Raw genomic sequence first — 19,016 nt, forward strand, 5'->3', positions numbered from 1 at the left:
CGACGCTAGGGAGCCGGGGACCCATCGAACATCGCGCCGAAGTCTCGTTCTGCTGTGCCTGCCTCGGACGTTCGGAGGGTCCTACCGATACCTGGATACTGCACGGAACTGATACCCAGGTATGACGACCTCGTCGGCCCGCACTCCCTAGGCTCGGTGCGTGCGCAAGAACAGATCAGCAAAAGGCGAGCTCACAGCGGTGCGGCGTCGAGTGCCGACTCGAATCGGTGGATTCCGCTCGATCGACGTGCTGATCGTGGCGGTCACGGCAATGCTGTATTCGATTGCGTGGCCGACTTTGCCGGTCACACACGAGGTCTCGGGTCCGCTACTGCCCATCGTCGGCGCACTGGCCGCGTTTCCGTTCGCGTTGATCCGCGTCAATCCCGCACTGGGATGGGCCGTCTCGGCGCTGTTCGCTCTGGTGATCCCGGTAGCGTTCGACCGCGTTCCCGGCTACGACTACCCGTGGCAGGTAGTGCACATACTCGTCCTTCTGGCGTTGTTGTTCGCCGTCGCTCTGCGCTCGCCGGTGTCGGTACTGCTCGTGGCCTGGTTGGCCAGCATGCTGGTGTTCTTCGCCTACATGCCGGGCTCGGACGGCGTCGGCTGGGCGGTGGGTCTGACTGCGGTCGTGGTGTTCGGACTGTTGATCCGCTGGCTCGTTCTCTCCCGTAGACAGCTCGCGCAGCAAGAGGAAGTCAGTGAGCTCGAGCGCACCCGACGCACCGTACTCGAGGAGAAAGCCAAGATCGCCCGCGATCTGCACGACGTTGTTGCGCACCACATGTCGATGGTCGTCGTGCAGGCGCAGAGTGCGCCGTACCGACTCGATGACGTGTCCGATTCTGCAGCAGTGGAATTCGAGTCGATCGCGGCCACCGCACGGGAGGCGCTCAACGAGATCCGGGGAATGCTGGGTGTGCTGCGCAGCGACGGACAGCAGTGGCAGGACGCGCCGGCACCGAACGCACTCGATCTCGAACGTACCTTGCACGCGAGCCGCAAGGCCGGTATGGACGTGCGGTGGACTGTCACTGGGCAGGTCGAATCGGTAGCCGACACAACAGGTTTGGCGCTGTACCGAATTCTGCAGGAGTCGCTGTCCAATGCCGCTCGGCACGCCCCCGAGGCAGCGGTGACCGTCGACATCACCGTGGGGCCGAGCACCGTCGTCATGACCGTGGTCAATGCGCCTCCACCGAGCGCCGGTGTCGAACGCACCACTCGACCCGATACCGGTGGGCACGGGATATCGGGTATGCGCGATCGTGCACGCGCGGCGCACGGCTGGCTTCATGCCACCCCTCTGCCCGACGGCGGATTCGAGGTCGCGGTACACGTTCCGAACGGCATGCCGATCTCGGCGGCATCGGTTGTCCGGAACGAACTCGCCTAGGCTGTTGCGCGTGGCTACAACGGTGTTCATCGCCGACGACCAAGCAATGGTGCGGCAGGGGTTCGGTGCACTTCTCGGTGCTCAAGCCGATATCTCGGTGGTCGGAGACGCCGACAACGGCAGGACCGCGGTCAGCGAGGTCGCCCGGCTGTTGCCCGACGTGGTGCTGATGGACGTCCGGATGCCCGAGATGAACGGTCTCGATGCTGCTCGGGCGATTCTCTCTGCGTCACTTCCGTCGCCGGTGCGCATTCTGATGCTGACGACGTTCGACATCGACGATTACGTCTACGAGGCTCTTGCTCTCGGAGCGAGTGGTTTTCTCCTCAAGGATGCGCCGGCCGAGGAGTTGATCAGAGGTGTTCGGGTCGTCGCCGCAGGCGACGCGTTGCTGGCACCGTCGGTGACGAGACGGCTCATCGCCGACGTCACCTCCCGTCGGGGAGCGCGGCGCCACACGTCTCCGCGTCTGAGTGATCTGACTCCGCGGGAACGCGAGGTTCTCGAACTGATCGCGACCGGAATGTCCAACTCGGAGATAGCAGGTTCACTGTTCCTGGCCGAGCAGACCGTGAAAACGCACGTCGGCAAGGTTCTCGCGAAGCTCGGACTGCGCGACCGCGCCCAGGCGGTCGTACTGGCCTACGAGACCGGCGTCGTCACACCGAAGTGAGGACCGAACGGTACCGACGCGCGCAGCATCCCACGCCCGATTAGGCTGACGTCCGTCACCGGGTCCGCTTCACGGACCTGCGAGCAGAGAGGCGAAAATCGATGCGCATCGGAGTTCTGACCGGAGGCGGCGATTGCCCAGGGCTCAATGCGGTGATTCGCGCAGTCGTACGCACCGCGGACGCGCGGTACGGCTCCACGGTCGTCGGTTTCCAGGACGGATGGCGCGGGCTTCTCGAAGACCGTCGGGTGCAACTGCGCAACGACGACCGCAACGACCGGTTGCTCACCAAGGGCGGCACGATGCTCGGCACCGCGCGCACCAATCCGGATGTGTTGCGCGCCGGACTCGATCGGGTCAAGCAGACTCTCGAGGACAACGGCATCGACGTGTTGATCCCGATCGGTGGTGAAGGGACCCTCACCGCTGCTGCGTGGCTGTCGGAGGAGGGTGTGCCCGTTGTCGGTGTGCCCAAGACGATCGACAACGACATCGACTGCACCGACGTCACATTCGGCTTCGACACGGCGCTGACGATCGCCACCGATGCGATCGACCGTCTGCACAGCACCGCAGAATCCCATCAGCGCGTGATGCTGGTCGAGGTGATGGGTCGGCACGCGGGGTGGATCGCTCTGCACGCAGGCCTGGCGTCCGGTTCGCACATGACACTGATCCCCGAGCAGCCGTTCGATGTCGAAGAAGTGTGCACGTTGGTGCGCAAGCGTTTTCAGCGTGGAGACTCGCACTTCATCTGTGTCGTCGCCGAGGGTGCCAAGCCGATGGAGGGCTCGATGAAGCTTCTCGACGGCGGAATCGACGAGTTCGGCCACGTTCGTTTCACCGGGGTTGCCCACCAGCTCGGTGTCGAGATCGAGCGCCGCATCAACAAGGAAGTACGTACCACGGTGCTCGGCCACGTCCAGCGCGGTGGGACGCCGACCCCGTACGACCGCGTTCTCGCAACACGATTCGGCGTCAACGCCACCGATGCGGCCCATTCGGGAGACTTCGGCAAGATGGTCTCGTTGCGCGGCACCGAGATCGGCCTGGTGTCTCTGGCCGAGGCCACCAAGCAACTCAAGCGGGTACCGCAGACCCGATACGACGACGCAGCCGCGTTCTTCGGCTGACTCCCGGTGAGCCGTCAGATACGACCGGCTGCCTCCTGGATTTCGGCCTCACGTTCCTCGGTCTCGCGGCGCAGTTCGCGCCGTCGCCGCGCTGCCTCGAAACGCTGAGCACCGACCTCGGTGGTCGGCGTCAACTGGGGCAGGGTCTTCGGCTTGCCGTCGTCGCCGATCGCGACCATGGTGAAGTAACAGCTGTTGGTGTGGCGTAATTCACCGCACTGGATGTTCTCGGTTTCCACTCGAATGCCGACCTCCATGGAGGTGCGGCCGGTGTAGTTGACCGACGCCGAGAACGTGACCAGTTCTCCGACGTGGATGGGTTCGCGAAACACGACGCGATCGACCGACAGAGTGACGACATAGGCCCCGGCGTAGCGACTGGCGCAGGCGTACGCCACCTGGTCCAGGAACTTCAGAATCGTGCCGCCGTGGACATTGCCGGAGAAGTTGGCCATGTCGGGTGTCATCAGCACTGTCATGGCCAGTGTCTGTTTCTCTGGGGGAGTCACCCGTGCACGGTAACGAGTGCACGTGGTTACTCGCGCGTCGTATGGGAGTGGAGCCTGCAGGAACGACCCAGGTAGCGGGAGTGGAGCCTGCAGGAACGACCCAGGTAGCGCGAGTGGAGCCTGCAGGAACGACCCAAGTAGTCGGTGCATAAACTACTGACCATGACTGCTGCAACCGTCGATTTGATCGATTACGACGATGTGCTCGCCAAGTTCGACCCCGTGTTGGGCATGGAGGTCCATGTGGAGTTGGGCACGGCGACCAAGATGTTCTGCGGCTGCCCCACCGAGTTCGGTGCCGAGCCGAACACTCAGGTGTGCCCGGTGTGCCTGAGCCTTCCCGGTGCGCTTCCGGTGGTGAACGCTGCTGCGGTGGAGTCGGCGATTCGGATCGGGCTGGCGCTCAACTGCTCGATCACCCCGTGGGGACGGTTCGCTCGCAAGAACTACTTCTATCCAGATCAGCCGAAGAACTATCAGATCTCGCAGTACGACGAGCCCATCGCGACCGAGGGCTACCTCGATGTGCTGCTCGATGACGGCAGTACGTTTCGAGTCGAGATCGAGCGCGCGCACATGGAGGAGGACACCGGTAAGTCGACGCACGTCGGCGGGGCGACCGGCCGTATCGAGGGGGCGTCGCATTCGCTTCTCGATTACAACCGTGCCGGTGTGCCGCTGGTGGAGATCGTGACCAAGACCATCACGGGAACCGGTGCGCGTGCACCCGAGGTCGCCCGGGCGTACGTCACCGCGCTGCGTGACCTGTTGAAGTCGCTGAACGTGTCCGATGTGCGGATGGATCAGGGCTCGTTGCGCTGCGATGCCAACGTGTCCCTGATGGAGAAGACGGCAACCGAATTCGGCACGCGCACCGAGACGAAGAACGTCAACTCGCTCAAGAGCGTCGAGGTTGCCGTTCGGTACGAGATGCGGCGTCAGGCAGCGGTTCTCGAATCGGGCGGAGAGGTGACTCAGGAGACTCGGCACTTCCAGGAGTCGGACGGCACCACCACCGCCGGCCGCAAGAAGGAGACCGCCGAGGACTACCGCTACTTCCCCGAGCCCGATCTTGCGCCGGTCGCTCCCGACGCGGCGTGGATCGAGGAGCTTCGGACCACGTTGCCCGAGCTGCCGTGGTTGCGCCGCGGTCGGATTCAGAAGGACTGGGGTGTCTCCGACGAGGAGATGCGCGATCTGGTGAACTCCGGTGCGCTCGAGCTCGTCGCCGCGACGGTCGAGGCGGGTGCGTCGGCGCAGGCGGCGCGGTCGTGGTGGGTGTCGTACCTGGCGCAGCAGGCCAACATCGCCGGAGTCGAACTGACCGATCTGTCGATCACCCCCGCTCAGGTCGCCGAGGTGGCGGCGTTGGTCGCGGACGGCAAGCTCAACAACAACGGTGCCCGTCAGGTCGTGGACGGTGTGCTGGCGGGCGAAGGTGAGCCTGCTGAGGTCATGGCTGCGCGCAATCTCGTACTGGAGAAGGACGACACCAAGTTGCAGGCCGCCGTGGACGAGGCGCTCGCAGCGAATCCCGGTGTGGTCGAGAAGATCCGCAGCGGCAAGGTGCAGGCCGCCGGGGCCATCGTCGGCGCGGTGATGAAGGCGACACGCGGCCAAGCCGATGCCGCTCGCGTCAAGGAACTCGTACTCGAGGCCTGCGGCCAGCCCTGATCACGACGGAGAACGACCGAGGCCGAGCGCGATACGCGCTCGGCCTCGGTCGTTTCTCGTTCAGTCGAAGCCGCCTCCGCCGCCGCCGGGGAACGGCACTTTGACGACGCGGTCGTCGGTGGGTCCGGGCTCCGCACCGTTCTTGTTGACGGTGCCCACCAGAATCTGTCCATCGGCCGAGCTCGTCGCGCCGTTCAACTGGCCGTACTCGTCCTGGATCAGCAGTGTCGGTTCGGCCGAGACAGCTCCGGTGTTCGCGTCCGTGGTCAGTGCTGCAACGGCTTTGGCCGTTGTGAGTGCAACCGCCACTCCACCTTCTCCCGCTGCGCATCCGGCAACACCCGGACGGTCCGGCCACGTCCACACAGGGTTGAACACTGCGCCCAGCGAGTCGATGCGCTGCAGGCGATCCTCGATCGCGGTGCGGTCGGTGACGTAGATGTTTCCGGTGCCGTCGGTGCAGACGTCGCCGGCCGTACCGATGCCGCTCAGTGCGATCTGCGGCCGCGGGGGGTTCGTCGACGGAGACAAAGAGGTCACCCGTAACAACTTGCCGGACAAGGAGTTCGGGCTCGCAGCGGCAGCTGGATCACCGTTGTCGCCGGTGAGGACGAGTAGTTCGTTCGGCGTGTAGAAGTCGATCGCCCCGCGATTGCCCGACGCGCCGCGGGGAATTCCGGTCAGGATGTCCTTGGGCACATCGCCCTGCGCGAGTCGGACCACCCTGGTGTCCGCGGACGTGGTGATGAGGGCGTAGAGCAACCCGTCCTCGTTGTACGTCGGAGACAGCGCGATGTCGAGAAGGCCGCCGTCACCGGTGCCGTCGACATCGATTCGAGCCACCTCGACCGGCGTCCGGCCGGCAGCGACCTCCATGATGCGACCCGTGCGGCGTTCGGCAACCAGCGCCGACTGTCCGTCGGGGAGCGCAACGAGTCCGCCCGTGGTGTCCAGGCATGTCGCGATCACCGAGGGATCGGGGTCGACACACGGGCCGGTCGGCGGGGGCGGCGCGTTGGGATCGGACGGCTGCGGCGTCTCACTGGGGGTCGTCGGATCCAGCTCGGCCGCGCCCACCTCCGGCGCAGGAGTGAACGGCGACGTATTCGAGTCGTCGAATCGGGCGCACCCGGCGAGCAGGGCAGCGGTCATCGTCAGGGCGACGACGGCAGCGGTTGCAGTTCGTGGCGACGCTCCGACCGGCTTCATGCTTCGAACGGTACGGAACGCCGGGGGAGACTCGCCACGCGGCCGTGAGCGTCAACGTCGGTGAGGAGCGCACTTCGGCTCTAGTGTGGAGAGGTGACCGATACACCGCGCGACCCCAACCGGCCGGATACGTCGTACGAACCGGCCGAAAGTCCGTACGACAATCCCACGGAGAAGATTCCACCCTCCTCGCGCTCCACCTCCGAGACGTCGGCGTCCGACCGCACCGACGCCTCGGGTACGCCGACCACGGCGTTCGGCGCTCAGCGCTCGGACCGACTGCCGCGAACCGACGACGAACTCGACTTTCCGTACTCGTCGTCGTCCGACGCACGCTCGTCCGATGCACAGCCCACGGAGAAGATGCAGACCTATCGACCGTCGGCCTTCGCGGATTCGCCGACCGATCGCAAGTCGGCCTCCGACACCACGTCGTCGAGTGCGTACTCCGACAACTCCACTGCGTACCTCGGTAGCACCGCAGCCGCGGTGCCTGCGGCAGCCGTCGCTCCGGAGCCAGAGATCCGTACCGAGACCGTCGAGGTTCCTGCCCGTCGCGGCAGCACCGACCTCGGCCTGGTCGTCCTGCGCGTCACCATCGGCGCGGTGTTTCTCGGTCACGGACTGCAGAAGCTCGTCGGACTGTGGGACGGCCCCGGCCTCGACGGATTTCAGAACCTGCTGGAGACCTCGGGATTCCGCTACTCGGAAATCCTCGCGATCGCGGCCGCGGCGGGCGAAACCCTCGGCGGAGCGCTGCTGATCCTGGGTCTGGCAACACCACTGGCAGGCGCGGCCGTGCTGGCCACGATCATCAACGCCTGGTGCTTCAAGCAGGCCGTCGAGCCCGGATTGCAATTCTCCGGCACCGGCGGCGTGGAGTACGAGACGGTTCTCGGCTTCGCGGCTGCCGCGATCATCCTCACGGGCCCGGGAAAGATCGCGTTCGACGGCCGACGCGGATGGGCCACTCGGCCGCGGATCGGTTCGTTCCTCGCGCTCGTCGTCGGCATCGCCGCAGGCGTGTGCATCTGGATCTTCCTCAACGGGGCCAACCCCGTCGTCCGCTGACCCGGATACCGACCCGACCACGTGAGCGGAACTTCGTAGCCTGCTACGAAGTTCCGCTCACGCGCGTTTCACCCTCAGGGCACGTAGCGAACGGCACCCTTGTCCGCTGATGTCGCCAGCGCGGCGTATGCGCGCAGAGCGGTGGTGACCGTGCGCTGACGGTCCACCGGCTGCCACGGTCGCTCGGACGCGTTCATCTTCGCGCGTCGGGTCTCGAGGGTCTCGTCGTCGACGAGGATCTCGAGGGTGCGGGTGGCGACGTCGATCCGGACCTGGTCGCCGTTCTCGACCAGCCCGATCACACCACCGGCGGCTGCCTCGGGGGAGATGTGTCCGATGGACAGTCCCGAGGTCCCGCCGGAGAAGCGGCCGTCGGTGATCAGTGCGCAGACCTTGCCCAGTCCGGCACCCTTGAGAAACGCCGTCGGGTGCAGCATCTCCTGCATGCCCGGACCGCCCTTGGGCCCCTCGTAGCGAACGACCAGTACGTCACCGGGCCGAATCTTCTTCTGCAGGATGGCCGAGACAGCTTCTTCCTGGGACTCGACGACCAGTGCCGGGCCCTGGAAGGAGAACAGGTCCTCGTCGATGCCTGCGGTCTTGAGGATCGCACCGTCGACGGCGATGTTGCCGCGGAGTACCACCAGGCCACCCTCGACCGTGTAGGCGTGTTCGAGATCGCGGATGCAGCCGCCCGCGGCGTCGGTGTCGAGCGAGGACCAGCGGTTGCCCGTGGAGAACGGTTCGACGGTGCGGACACCGCCCGGTGCGGCGTGGAACAACTCGACGGCCTCGTCGGACGCCTTGCCGGAGCGGATGTCCCAGGTGTCGAGCCAGTCGTCGAAGCTCTTCGTGTGCACGGTCGAGACATCGGTTTCGAGCAGGTTCGCGCGCCGCAGTTCGCCGAGGAGCGCCGGGATTCCGCCGGCGCGGTGCACGTCTTCCATGTGGTAATCGGAATTGGGAGAGACCTTCGACAGGCACGGAACCTTGCGGCTGATGGCGTCGATGGTGTCGAGGTCGAAGTCGACCTCGCCCTCCTGTGCGGCTGCGAGGGTGTGCAGCACCGTATTGGTCGATCCGCCCATCGCGACGTCGAGAGCCATGGCATTGCGGAACGCGGCCGGAGTGGCGATGTTGCGCGGGAGTACGGATTCGTCCTCGTCGCGGTAGTACTTCAACGCTGCCTCGACGATGGTGGTGCCGGCGCGCGTGAACAGCGCTCGGCGGGCCTGATGCGTGGCCAGGGTGGAGCCGTTGCCGGGCAATGCCAGGCCGAGCGCCTCGGTGAGGCAGTTCATCGAGTTCGCCGTGAACATGCCCGAGCACGACCCGCACGTGGGGCACGCGCTGCGCTCGACCTCGTCGAGGCCGGCCTCGGACACGGCGTCGTTGGCGCTGGCGGAGATCGCGGTGATCAGGTCGGTCGGTGCCTGCGCGACGCCGTCGACGATGACGGCCTTGCCTGCCTCCATCGGTCCACCGGAGACGAAGACGGCCGGGATGTTCAGGCGCATCGCGGCATTGAGCATGCCGGGGGTGATCTTGTCGCAGTTGGATATGCAGACGAGAGCGTCGGCGGTGTGGGCGTTGGCCATGTACTCGACGGAGTCGGCGATGATCTCGCGGCTGGGCAGCGAATACAACATCCCGCCGTGGCCCATGGCGATCCCGTCGTCGACGGCGATGGTGTGGAACTCCCGGGGGACGCCGCCTGCCGCCCGTACGGCATCGGCGACGATCTCGCCGACGTTCTTCAGATGCACGTGGCCGGGGACGAACTGGGTGTACGAGTTCGCGATGGCGACGATGGGTTTTCCGAAATCCGAATCGGTCATTCCGGTGGCGCGCCACAGCGAGCGTGCGCCCGCGGCATTGCGTCCGACAGTGGTGACCCGTGAGCGTAGCGGCGGCATAGTGCGTAGTCCTCGTTCGTTGCAGCGGTTTCTCGCATCGACGAGATTACTCGCCGCCCGCTACTGCTCCTTCGGTGCCTGCTCGCCGTCTTCCTCGGCGTTCTCGGCCTCCGCACGGTCTCGATCCTCGGCAGCGGCCGCGGCCGCTGCGTAGGGATCGGTGATGCGGCCCCCGCTGGCCGCAGCGAGTTGGGGGAGTAGATCGAAACGCACGAGCGGCAACGACTTCTCGCTCTTGTCGGTCAGAACCACCCGCGCCCAGCGACGATCCGGGAAGTGCAGACCCGCCACCGATTCCCACGCGATCACGTCCGAACCCACGAACCGTCGAGCCGTGATCGCCTCCGGGGAGATGACCGTGCGCACTCGAAACACCCAGATGCCCGCGACGATCGGCAGGATCAGCAGCCATCCCATTGCCACGGGCCAGCTGGCGGCGGTCAGTCCCGTGCCGAACAGCAGCAGTCCCACGCCGAGGAGCGCGAGGCGCGGGACTCGGATGACCTGCGTTCTCGATGGCTGCGGTCCCTCGGCACCGTTCGGTGACTCGGGTGCAGTGTGGGATGATGGCCGAGGTGGTTCGGACTGCTGCGAAGACGACACCCATTCATCTTCGCATTGCATCTACGCGATCTCACATAATGGGATTGCGTCGTGACGAGTTTGACTCTTCCCTGTGCGCGCGCCTACCGTCGAGCGCGTGAAGCGGAATTGGATACTCGTAATCGGCCGGCGCGTCAACGCCTGAGCCGGTTGTTCAAACTCGCATCGACGCGCCACCCTCGTACAGCTCACGCTGACGGGGGTTTTTTCTTGCCCAGAGATCGCCCAGCAATTTCACATTCCTGAGGAAGCAATCAGTGAGCGCACCAACCGCACGCCCAGGGCCCACGACCCGTAAGTCGGGGACAGCGTCCAGCCCGTCGACCAGCCCGTCCGCAGAAGCGGCGACCAACGGATCGCGACGCCACGTCGCGCCGGAGAAGGTCACCGGCGCACAGTCGGTCGTTCGGGCCCTCGAAGAACTCGACGTCGACACCGTATTCGGCATTCCCGGAGGCGCGGTTCTCCCGGTCTACGACCCGCTCTTCGACTCCGTGAAGGTGCGCCACATTCTGGTGCGCCACGAGCAGGGTGCGGGCCACGCCGCGACCGGCTACGCCCAGGCGACCGGCAAGGTCGGCGTCTGCATGGCAACGTCCGGTCCGGGCGCGACCAACCTCGTGACTCCGCTCGCCGACGCTCAGATGGATTCGGTTCCCGTCGTCGCGATCACCGGTCAGGTCGCCCGCAGCCTGATCGGGACGGACGGCTTCCAGGAAGCCGACATCTCGGGCATCACGATGCCGGTCACCAAGCACAACTTCCTCATCACCGACGGTGCCGACATCCCGCGCATCATGGCCGAGGCGTTCTACATCGCCTCCTCGGGCCGTCCCGGTGCCGTGCTCGTCGACATCCCCAAGGACGTGCTACAGGCACCGACCACGTTCTCGTGGCCGCCGGAGATGCGTCTGCCCGGCTACCGGCCGGTGACCAAGCCGCACGGCAAGCAGGTTCGTGAAGCAGCCCGCTACATCGCCGACGCCAAGCAACCGGTTCTGTACGTCGGCGGCGGCGTCATCAAGGCCAACGCCTCGGCAGAGCTGCTCGAGCTCGCCGAACTGACCGGAATTCCCGTCGTCACCACTCTGATGGCTCGCGGTGTGTTTCCCGACTCGCACAATCAGAACCTCGGAATGCCGGGAATGCACGGCACCGTCGCTGCAGTCGCCGCGCTGCAGCGCAGCGATCTGCTGATCACGCTCGGAGCCCGGTTCGACGACCGCGTCACCGGTCAGCTCTCGTCGTTCGCGCCGAACGCCAAGGTCATCCACGCCGACATCGACCCGGCCGAGATCGGCAAGAACCGCTACGCGGACGTGCCGATCGTGGGCGACTGCCGTGAGGTCATCACCGAGCTCATCGAGGCGCTGCGGGCCGACCGCGCGACCGGAACCACGCTCGATCTCGAGCAGTGGTGGGTCTACCTGAACGGCATCCGCAAGACCTACCCGCTGAGCTACGACCGCCCGTCCGACGGATCGATGTCACCGGAGTTCGTCATCAGCTCGGTCGGCAAGTTCGCCGGACCCGACGCGATCTACTGCGCAGGCGTTGGTCAGCACCAGATGTGGGCCGCACAGTTCATCAACTACGAGAAGCCGCGTACGTGGCTCAACTCGGGTGGCCTCGGCACGATGGGGTACGCGGTCCCGGCCGCAATGGGTGCCAAGAGGGGCCTCCCCGACGCCGAGGTGTGGGCCATCGACGGTGACGGATGCTTCCAGATGACCAACCAGGAACTCGCGACCTGTGCGGTCGAGGGCATCCCGATCAAGGTTGCACTCATCAACAACGGCAACCTCGGCATGGTCCGCCAGTGGCAGACACTGTTCTACGAGGAGCGTTACTCCAACACCAATCTCGGTACGCACGGTGCCGTCCGCATCCCCGATTTCGTGAAGCTCGCGGAGGCGCTGGGTTGCGTCGGGCTGCGGTGCGAGCGGGAAGAGGACGTCGATGCGGTGATCGCGCAGGCACGAGCGATCAACGATCGTCCGGTCGTCATCGATTTCATCGTCGGAGCCGACGCGCAGGTGTGGCCGATGGTGGCTGCCGGAACCGGCAACGACGAGATCATGGCCGCCCGCGGAATCCGTCCGCTGTTCGACGAGGACGAGACCGTGGGCAGTGAGCCCGGCCTCGACGAGGCCATGGAGCGCGAGCAGGCCCCGCACCCGCAGATCGACGACGTGAAAGGCACCGACAAGTGAGCACGAGCCATACCCTCAGCGTCCTCGTCGAGGACAAGCCAGGTGTGCTGGCCCGCGTCGCCGCGCTGTTCTCGCGCCGTGGATTCAACATCTCCTCGCTTGCCGTCGGCGGCACCGAGATTCCCGAGATCTCGCGGATGACGATCGTGGTCACCGTCGACGAGTTCCCGCTCGAGCAGGTGACCAAGCAGCTCAACAAGCTCATCAACGTCATCAAGATCGTCGAGCAGGACGACGATTCCTCGGTGGCTCGCGAGTTGGTGCTGATCAAGGTCCGCGCCGACGCCAGTGTGCGCAGTGAGGTCATCGAAACGGTGAACCTGTTCCGCGCCAAGGTGATCGACGTGTCTCCCGAGGCCGTGACGGTCGAGGCGACGGGCACCCGCTCGAAGCTCGATGCGTTGCTGAAGATGTTGGACCCCTATGGAATTCGAGAAATAGTTCAGTCGGGAGTCGTTGCCGTCGGACGTGGACCGAAATCGATCACAGCGTCGCGCTGAGCGACGGACGTGATTTTCAGCGAAATCGAAGAGGAAAGGTTACAAACAGTGGCAGTCGAGATGTTCTACGACGACGATGCTGATCTGTCGATCATCCAGGGCCGCAAGGTCGCTGTGATCGGTTACGGAAGCCAGGGCCACGCGCACTCGCTGAGCCTGCGCGACTCCGGTGTCGATGTGCGCATCGGCCTGGCAGCGGGCTCGAAGTCCCGCGCCAAGGCGGAGGAGCAGGGCCTGAAGGTCGGCACTCCCGCAGAGGTGTCCGAATGGGCCGACGTGATCATGGTGCTCGCACCCGATACCGCGCAGGCCAAGATCTTCTCCGAGGAGATCGAGCCCAACCTGAAGGACGGCGACGCGCTGTTCTTCGGCCACGGCCTCAACATCCACTTCGACCTGATCAAGGCTCCGGAGTTCGTCACCGTCGGCATGGTCGCACCCAAGGGCCCCGGCCACCTCGTGCGTCGCCAGTTCGTCGACGGCAAGGGTGTTCCCGCGCTCATCGCCATCGACCAGGACCCCAAGGGCGAAGGTCAGGCACTGGCTCTGTCCTGGGCCAAGGGCATCGGTGGAACGCGCGCAGGCGTCATCAAGACCACGTTCAAGGAAGAGACCGAGACCGACCTCTTCGGTGAGCAGGCCGTGCTGTGCGGTGGCACCGAGGAGCTCGTCAAGACGGGCTTCGAGGTCATGGTCGAGGCCGGCTATGCGCCCGAGATGGCGTACTTCGAGGTTCTGCACGAGCTCAAGCTCATCGTCGACCTCATGTACGAGGGCGGCATCGCTCGGATGAACTACTCGGTGTCCGACACCGCGGAGTTCGGCGGCTACCTCTCGGGACCTCGCGTCATCGACGCCGGAACCAAGGAGCGCATGAAGGCAATTCTGGCCGACATCCAGTCGGGTGAGTTCACCCGTCGCCTGGTCGCCAACGTCGAGAACGGCAACACCGAGCTCGAAGGCCTGCGCAAGGAAAACGCCGAGCACCCCATCGAGGTCACCGGCAAGAAGCTGCGCGACCTGATGAGCTGGGTCGATCGCCCGATCACCGAGACGGCCTGATTCTCATCGAATCACGTTCTCACGCATGCTGATCGAAGGGCACCCCTGCATCGGTAGGGGTGCCCTTCGGTGCGTGCACCAGGTGGCGTCACAGTTCGGCGACTCCGGCCTCTAAACTGTTTCTGCTGCACCAGCTCCGAATTTCACCGACAACAGTCTCGTACCGACCTAGGGAGTTTTTCACGTGAGCCAGCCAGGCCGTCCTGTCGTTCTGATCGCCGACAAACTTGCGCCGTCCACCGTCGAGGCATTGGGCGACGGCGTCGAGGTCCGTTGGGTCGACGGCCCGGACCGCCCCGCGCTGCTCGCCGCGGTTCCCGAGGCCGACGCGATCCTGGTGCGCTCCGCGACCACGGTCGACGCAGAGGTTCTCGCCGCCGGAACCAAGCTCAAGATCGTCGCCCGCGCCGGTGTCGGCCTGGACAACGTCGACGTTCCCGCAGCCACCGAGCGCGGTGTCCTCGTCGTCAACGCCCCGACCTCCAACATCCACACCGCCGCCGAGCATGCCGTGACGCTGCTGCTGTCGGCCGCACGCCAGATTCCCGCTGCCGACGCCACTCTGCGTCAGCACGAGTGGAAGCGCAGCAAGTTCAACGGTGTCGAGATCTTCGGCAAGACCGTCGGCGTCGTCGGACTCGGCCGCATCGGTCAGCTGTTCGCACAGCGTCTCGCCGCATTCGAGACCCACATCATCGCCTACGACCCCTACGTCTCGGCCGCGCGTGCCGCCCAGCTCGGCATCGAACTGGTGAGCCTGGACGAGCTGCTCGAGCGCGCCGACATGTTCTCGGTTCACCTGCCGAAGACCCCCGAGACCAAGGGAATCATCGGCAAGGAAGCCCTGGCCAAGACCAAGCCCGGTGTCATCGTCGTCAACGCCGCTCGCGGTGGACTGGTCGACGAGCAGGCCCTGGCCGACGCCATCACCAGTGGCCACGTCTTCGCCGCCGGAATCGACGTCTACGCCTCCGAGCCGTGCACCGACAGCCCCCTGTTCGAGCTGCCCCAGGTCGTCGTCACCCCGCACCTCGGCGCGTCGACGACCGAAGCCCAGGACCGCGCGGGCACCGACGTGGCCAAGTCGGTACTGCTCGCTCTCGCAGGCGAATTCGTCCCCGACGCCGTCAACGTCAAGGGTGGTGCCGTGGGCGAGGAGGTCTCCCCGTGGCTCGAGATCGTGCGTAAGCAGGGTGTACTGCTCGGCGCTCTGTCCACCGAACTTCCCACGTCGCTGTCGGTCGACGTACGCGGCGAACTCGCCACCGAGGACGTCGAGATCCTCAAGCTCTCGGCGCTGCGCGGACTGTTCTCCGCCGTCATCGAGGACTCGGTCACGTTCGTCAACGCCCCGTCGCTCGCCGAGGAGCGTGGCGTGACCGCCGAGGTCACGACCGCGTCCGAGAGCGAGAACCACCGCAGTGTCGTCGACATCCGCGCCGTCTACGGTGACGGCTCGGTGCTCAACGTCGCGGGCACTCTGACCGGCACCACGCAGGTCGAGAAGATCGTCAACATCAACGGTCGTAACTTCGACCTTCGTGCCGAGGGCAAGAACCTCATCGTCAACTACGCGGATCAGCCCGGCAGCCTCGGCCGGATCGGCACCCTGCTCGGCGACGCCGGCATCGACATCCAGGCCGCCGCACTGAGCCAGGACTCCGAGGGCGACGGTGCAACGATTCTGCTTCGCGTCGACAAGGACGTTCCGGCCGAGTTGAGCGCAAGCATCGCCACCGCGGTCGGCGCGTCCACCATCGAGCTGGTCGATCTGTCCTGAGCATCGCTCGCAGTCGATCGAACGACGTCGAACAATCACGAGGAGTGAGATGAAGCTGGCCGTCATCGCCGGGGACGGAATCGGACCCGAGGTCGTCACCGAGGCGCTCGCCGTGCTCGATGTGGTTGCACCCGGGGCCGAGAAGACCGAGTACGACCTCGGTGCGCGTCGCTACAACGCCACCGGAGAACTGCTGCCGGACTCGGTGTTGGCGGAACTGCGTGAGCACGACGCAATTCTGTTGGGAGCCATCGGAGATCCGTCGGTACCGAGCGGCGTGCTCGAGCGTGGACTGCTGTTGCGAGCTCGGTTCGAGCTCGATCACCACATCAATCTGCGCCCGGCCAAGCTGTACCCCGGAGTGGTCGGCCCGCTGGCCGGTGACAAGCAGATCGACGTCGTGGTCGTGCGTGAGGGCACCGAGGGTCCGTACACCGGAAACGGTGGAGCACTTCGCGTCGGCACACCGCACGAGGTGGCCACCGAGGTCAGTGTCAACACCCGCTACGGCGTCGAACGGGTGGTGCGCAACGGTTTCGAGCGTGCTCTGACTCGACGCAAGCATCTGACGCTGCTGCACAAGACCAATGTGCTCACGTTCGCAGGCAGCCTCTGGGCCCGCACGGTGGACGAGGTCGCGGCGGAGTTCCCGGACGTCGAGGTCGCATACCAGCACATCGATGCCGCGATGATTCACCTCGTGACCGATCCGGGCCGGTTCGACGTCATCGTCACCGACAATCTGTTCGGTGACATCGTGACCGACCTCTCGGCGGCGGTGACCGGTGGAATCGGTTTGGCCGCAAGCGGAAACATCGATGCGACCGGTACCAATCCGAGCATGTTCGAGCCGGTGCACGGCAGCGCTCCCGACATCGCAGGGCAGCAGAAGGCCGATCCGACCGCTGCCATCCTGTCGGTGTCGCTGCTACTCGATCATCTCGGCGACGCGGCAGGAGCGGCGCGTGTGGAAGCCGCTGTCGCAGCGGACCTCGCCGAGCGGGGAACCACCACCGCGTCCACGAAGGACATCGGCGCACGAATCGCCGCTCGCCTGTAACTGGACCGACACGAAATGCCACGGTAGGCCGACCGGCCACCGTGGCATTTCGTGCTTCTCGGGTATACCGCCGTGCTGGATCAGCCGGTGCTGTCGGCCTTCTCGTCGGGAACCTCGGGACGTGGATCGTCGGGGACGATCGGCACGGAGAGTGCGGGGAAGATCGCCGACACCAGGAATGCGATGGGAAAGCTGACCGCCGCAAGTGCCCCGAACACCGGCGGCACGGCCGACGCGAACACGTACTGACTCGTGTTCTGCACGCCGAGGGCGCGGCCGCTCCAATACGGTCCCGATATCTCGGCAACAGCGGTGAAGGCAAGACCGTTCGGGGCAACGGTGGCGACCGACGCGACGACGAGCATGACGATCGCGACAGGGGAGTCGAACCAGTCGGCCACCCCGAGTCCGAGCATGCTGACGGCGGCAGTCACCGCGACCCACCGGAGGGGCCGCATGCGGCTGCCGACCCGATCGGACAACGCGCCGACGCTCATCCGGCCCAGTGCACCGAGAATCTGCGTCGCCGTGACGAGGACTCCCGCCGCCGCAGCCGTCCATCCTCGGTCGGTCATCAGCCATACGAGCGCATACGTCCAGACCACGTACTGCGGCACCACCAACAGGATCGAGGTGGCGTGAATGCGCCACAGCTGCCTGCTGCCTCGGTACGGATTGTCGAGCAGACCCTGCTCCGCCGCATCGATGCGATTCGGACGCGGGGGGTCGACCACCGCGAGACACATCAGTGCGGCAATTGCGCACACGGCGGCGGGTACGAGCAATGCTGCACCGACGCCGTGGTCCCGGGCGATGGGTGGGATGGTCAGGGCCGCGATGGCAACGCCGAGAGGGACCGACATCTGCCTGATCCCCATGGCCAATCCACGACGCTGCGGTGGGAACCAGCCGACCACCACGCGTCCGCTGGCGCTGTTCGCACTCGCCGCGGCCATACCGCCCAGCAGGAGCAGGATTGCCAGCAGGGGAATGGAGGAGGTGAACACGGCGGCTACGGCGGCGAGCGCCGTCAGACCGAGCCCGACTGCGAGTACCAGTCTTTCGCCGATTCGATCGACCAGCACACCCCAGGCGATCAGGGTGAACATGATGCCCACGGTGGGCATGGCGACGACGAGTCCGGCGGCGGGCAGGCTCAGGCCGCGGTCGTCGTGCAAGGCGGGAATGAGAAACGCTGCGCCGTTGATGAACACCGCGCCTGCGGTCTGCGCGAGCATGCCGAGGGCAAGCATGAACCATCGCCTGAACTCGCCGATGTCGGACAGCTGCGCGGTGGCGTCCATCAGTTCTCCATCTCAATATATGGACGTATGTTCTTGCAATGTGGTATCGGAGATCGACCCTACACCGGCCCGAATCGCGCTGAACGGACGGTGGCGGAGTGCACACCACGCATGTCGATACACTTCCGACATGCGTCTCGGTCGAATTGCAAGTCCTGATGGTGTGGCATTCGTGAGTATCGAAGGTGAGGGCGACTCGCAGACTGCGAAGGAAATCGCCGAACATCCCTTCGGCACACCCACGTTCACGGGTCGGTCGTGGCCGCTGGCCGATGTGCGACTGCTCGCGCCCATCCTCGCCAGCAAGGTCATCGCCATCGGAAAGAACTACGCCGCGCACGCGGCCGAGATGGGCGGTGAGGCACCGAAGGATCCCGTGATCTTCATCAAGCCGAACACCTCCATCGTCGGCCCCGGTGCGGCCATCGTGCTGCCACCGTCTTCGAACGAGGTGCACTTCGAGGGCGAACTGGCGATCGTCATCGGCCGTCCGTGCAAGGACGTCCCCGCCTCGAAGGCGTACGAGGTGGTGCTCGGCTACACCGTCGCCAACGACGTCTCGGCCCGCGACCATCAGAAGCACGACGGACAGTGGACTCGCGCCAAGGGACACGACACCTTCTGCCCACTGGGGCCGTGGATCGAGACCTCACTCGACCCGACCGATCTCGAGATCAAGACCGAGGTCGACGGCGTGGTCAAGCAGCGGAGTCGCACTTCGCTTCTGCTGCACGACATTCCGAAGATCATCGAGTGGGTGTCCGCAGTGATGACGCTGCTCCCCGGAGACGTCATTCTCACCGGAACCCCCGAGGGAGTCGGACCCATCACCGACGGAGACAGCGTGTCGATCACCGTCGAGGGAATCGGTACCCTGACCAACCCCGTCGCAGCGAAGAAGTAGGGCGAG

General features: G+C 65.5%; 16 protein-coding genes. 11 read left to right on the forward strand and 5 right to left on the reverse strand.

Annotated elements, in window-relative coordinates:
* Positions 1 to 271: 271 nt before the first annotated feature.
* From CH271_RS15835 to CH271_RS15845, 3 genes are all read left to right on the forward strand, one after another.
* Positions 272 to 1,399, forward strand: coding sequence for a sensor histidine kinase (locus CH271_RS15835; RefSeq protein ID WP_094634537.1), 1,128 nt, complete (start codon positions 272 to 274; stop codon positions 1,397 to 1,399).
* A gap of 10 nt (positions 1,400 to 1,409) precedes the next feature.
* Positions 1,410 to 2,072 (forward strand): response regulator, encoded by a 663-nt coding sequence (locus CH271_RS15840; protein WP_037189750.1) that lies wholly within the window; start codon positions 1,410 to 1,412, stop codon positions 2,070 to 2,072.
* A 101-nt stretch (positions 2,073 to 2,173) separates the two neighbouring features.
* Positions 2,174 to 3,205 (forward strand): ATP-dependent 6-phosphofructokinase, encoded by a 1,032-nt coding sequence (locus CH271_RS15845; protein ID WP_032397750.1) that lies wholly within the window; start codon positions 2,174 to 2,176, stop codon positions 3,203 to 3,205.
* A gap of 14 nt (positions 3,206 to 3,219) precedes the next feature.
* On the opposite strand, the gene CH271_RS15850 is transcribed toward CH271_RS15845, so the two are convergent.
* On the reverse strand, positions 3,220 to 3,684 hold the full coding sequence (locus CH271_RS15850) for an acyl-CoA thioesterase (RefSeq protein WP_170946068.1): 465 nt from the start codon (positions 3,682 to 3,684) through the stop codon (positions 3,220 to 3,222).
* Between the two features lie 192 nt (positions 3,685 to 3,876).
* Here CH271_RS15850 and gatB point away from each other — a divergent pair, with 192 nt between their 5' ends.
* Positions 3,877 to 5,388 carry an Asp-tRNA(Asn)/Glu-tRNA(Gln) amidotransferase subunit GatB gene (gene gatB / locus CH271_RS15855; protein ID WP_037189745.1) on the forward strand — a complete coding sequence of 504 codons (1,512 nt, stop codon included), beginning with the start codon at positions 3,877 to 3,879 and terminating at the stop codon, positions 5,386 to 5,388.
* A gap of 60 nt (positions 5,389 to 5,448) precedes the next feature.
* On the opposite strand, the gene CH271_RS15860 is transcribed toward gatB, so the two are convergent.
* Positions 5,449 to 6,597, reverse strand: a complete 1,149-nt coding sequence (locus CH271_RS15860; RefSeq protein WP_094634184.1) for a PQQ-dependent sugar dehydrogenase — start codon at positions 6,595 to 6,597, stop codon at positions 5,449 to 5,451.
* A gap of 93 nt (positions 6,598 to 6,690) precedes the next feature.
* Between CH271_RS15860 and CH271_RS15865 the strand changes: the two genes are divergently transcribed.
* Complete coding sequence (locus CH271_RS15865; RefSeq protein ID WP_094634185.1) at positions 6,691 to 7,668, forward strand: DoxX family protein; 978 nt, start codon at positions 6,691 to 6,693, stop codon at positions 7,666 to 7,668.
* A 74-nt stretch (positions 7,669 to 7,742) separates the two neighbouring features.
* On the opposite strand, the gene ilvD is transcribed toward CH271_RS15865, so the two are convergent.
* Together ilvD and CH271_RS28880 are read right to left on the reverse strand one after the other, a co-directional pair.
* A complete protein-coding gene (ilvD, locus tag CH271_RS15870; protein WP_094634186.1) occupies positions 7,743 to 9,584 on the reverse strand; it encodes a dihydroxy-acid dehydratase in 1,842 nt (613 codons plus the stop codon).
* 60 nt (positions 9,585 to 9,644) lie between these two features.
* Positions 9,645 to 10,187: a PH domain-containing protein gene (locus CH271_RS28880; protein ID WP_230596226.1), complete on the reverse strand. Its 543-nt coding sequence runs from the start codon at positions 10,185 to 10,187 to the stop codon at positions 9,645 to 9,647.
* A 257-nt stretch (positions 10,188 to 10,444) separates the two neighbouring features.
* On the opposite strand from CH271_RS28880, the gene CH271_RS15880 reads away from it, so the two are divergent.
* The 5 genes from CH271_RS15880 (at position 10,445) to CH271_RS15900 (ending at position 16,802) form a co-directional block, all read left to right on the forward strand.
* On the forward strand, positions 10,445 to 12,400 hold the full coding sequence (locus tag CH271_RS15880; protein WP_094634187.1) for an acetolactate synthase large subunit: 1,956 nt from the start codon (positions 10,445 to 10,447) through the stop codon (positions 12,398 to 12,400).
* On the forward strand, positions 12,397 to 12,900 hold the full coding sequence (ilvN, locus tag CH271_RS15885; RefSeq protein ID WP_032397758.1) for an acetolactate synthase small subunit: 504 nt from the start codon (positions 12,397 to 12,399) through the stop codon (positions 12,898 to 12,900). Before CH271_RS15880 ends, ilvN begins: the two co-directional genes overlap by 4 nt.
* 60 nt (positions 12,901 to 12,960) lie before the next feature.
* Entirely contained in the window at positions 12,961 to 13,962 is a 1,002-nt protein-coding gene (gene ilvC, locus CH271_RS15890) for a ketol-acid reductoisomerase (RefSeq protein WP_179274679.1), read from the forward strand.
* Between the two features lie 184 nt (positions 13,963 to 14,146).
* Positions 14,147 to 15,742 (forward strand): phosphoglycerate dehydrogenase, encoded by a 1,596-nt coding sequence (gene serA / locus CH271_RS15895; RefSeq protein ID WP_037189733.1) that lies wholly within the window; start codon positions 14,147 to 14,149, stop codon positions 15,740 to 15,742.
* Between the two features lie 49 nt (positions 15,743 to 15,791).
* Entirely contained in the window at positions 15,792 to 16,802 is a 1,011-nt protein-coding gene (locus tag CH271_RS15900; RefSeq protein WP_094634188.1) for a 3-isopropylmalate dehydrogenase, read from the forward strand.
* Between the two features lie 80 nt (positions 16,803 to 16,882).
* Here CH271_RS15900 and CH271_RS15905 read toward each other — a convergent pair whose 3' ends face one another.
* On the reverse strand, positions 16,883 to 18,106 hold the full coding sequence (locus CH271_RS15905) for an MFS transporter (protein WP_212556205.1): 1,224 nt from the start codon (positions 18,104 to 18,106) through the stop codon (positions 16,883 to 16,885).
* A gap of 130 nt (positions 18,107 to 18,236) precedes the next feature.
* On the opposite strand from CH271_RS15905, the gene CH271_RS15910 reads away from it, so the two are divergent.
* Positions 18,237 to 19,010, forward strand: a complete 774-nt coding sequence (locus CH271_RS15910; protein WP_094634189.1) for a fumarylacetoacetate hydrolase family protein — start codon at positions 18,237 to 18,239, stop codon at positions 19,008 to 19,010.
* Positions 19,011 to 19,016: the final 6 nt, after the last annotated feature.

It is taken from the genome of Rhodococcus sp. 05-340-2 (assembly GCF_002258915.1).
Classification (GTDB): Bacteria; Actinomycetota; Actinomycetes; order Mycobacteriales; family Mycobacteriaceae; genus Rhodococcoides.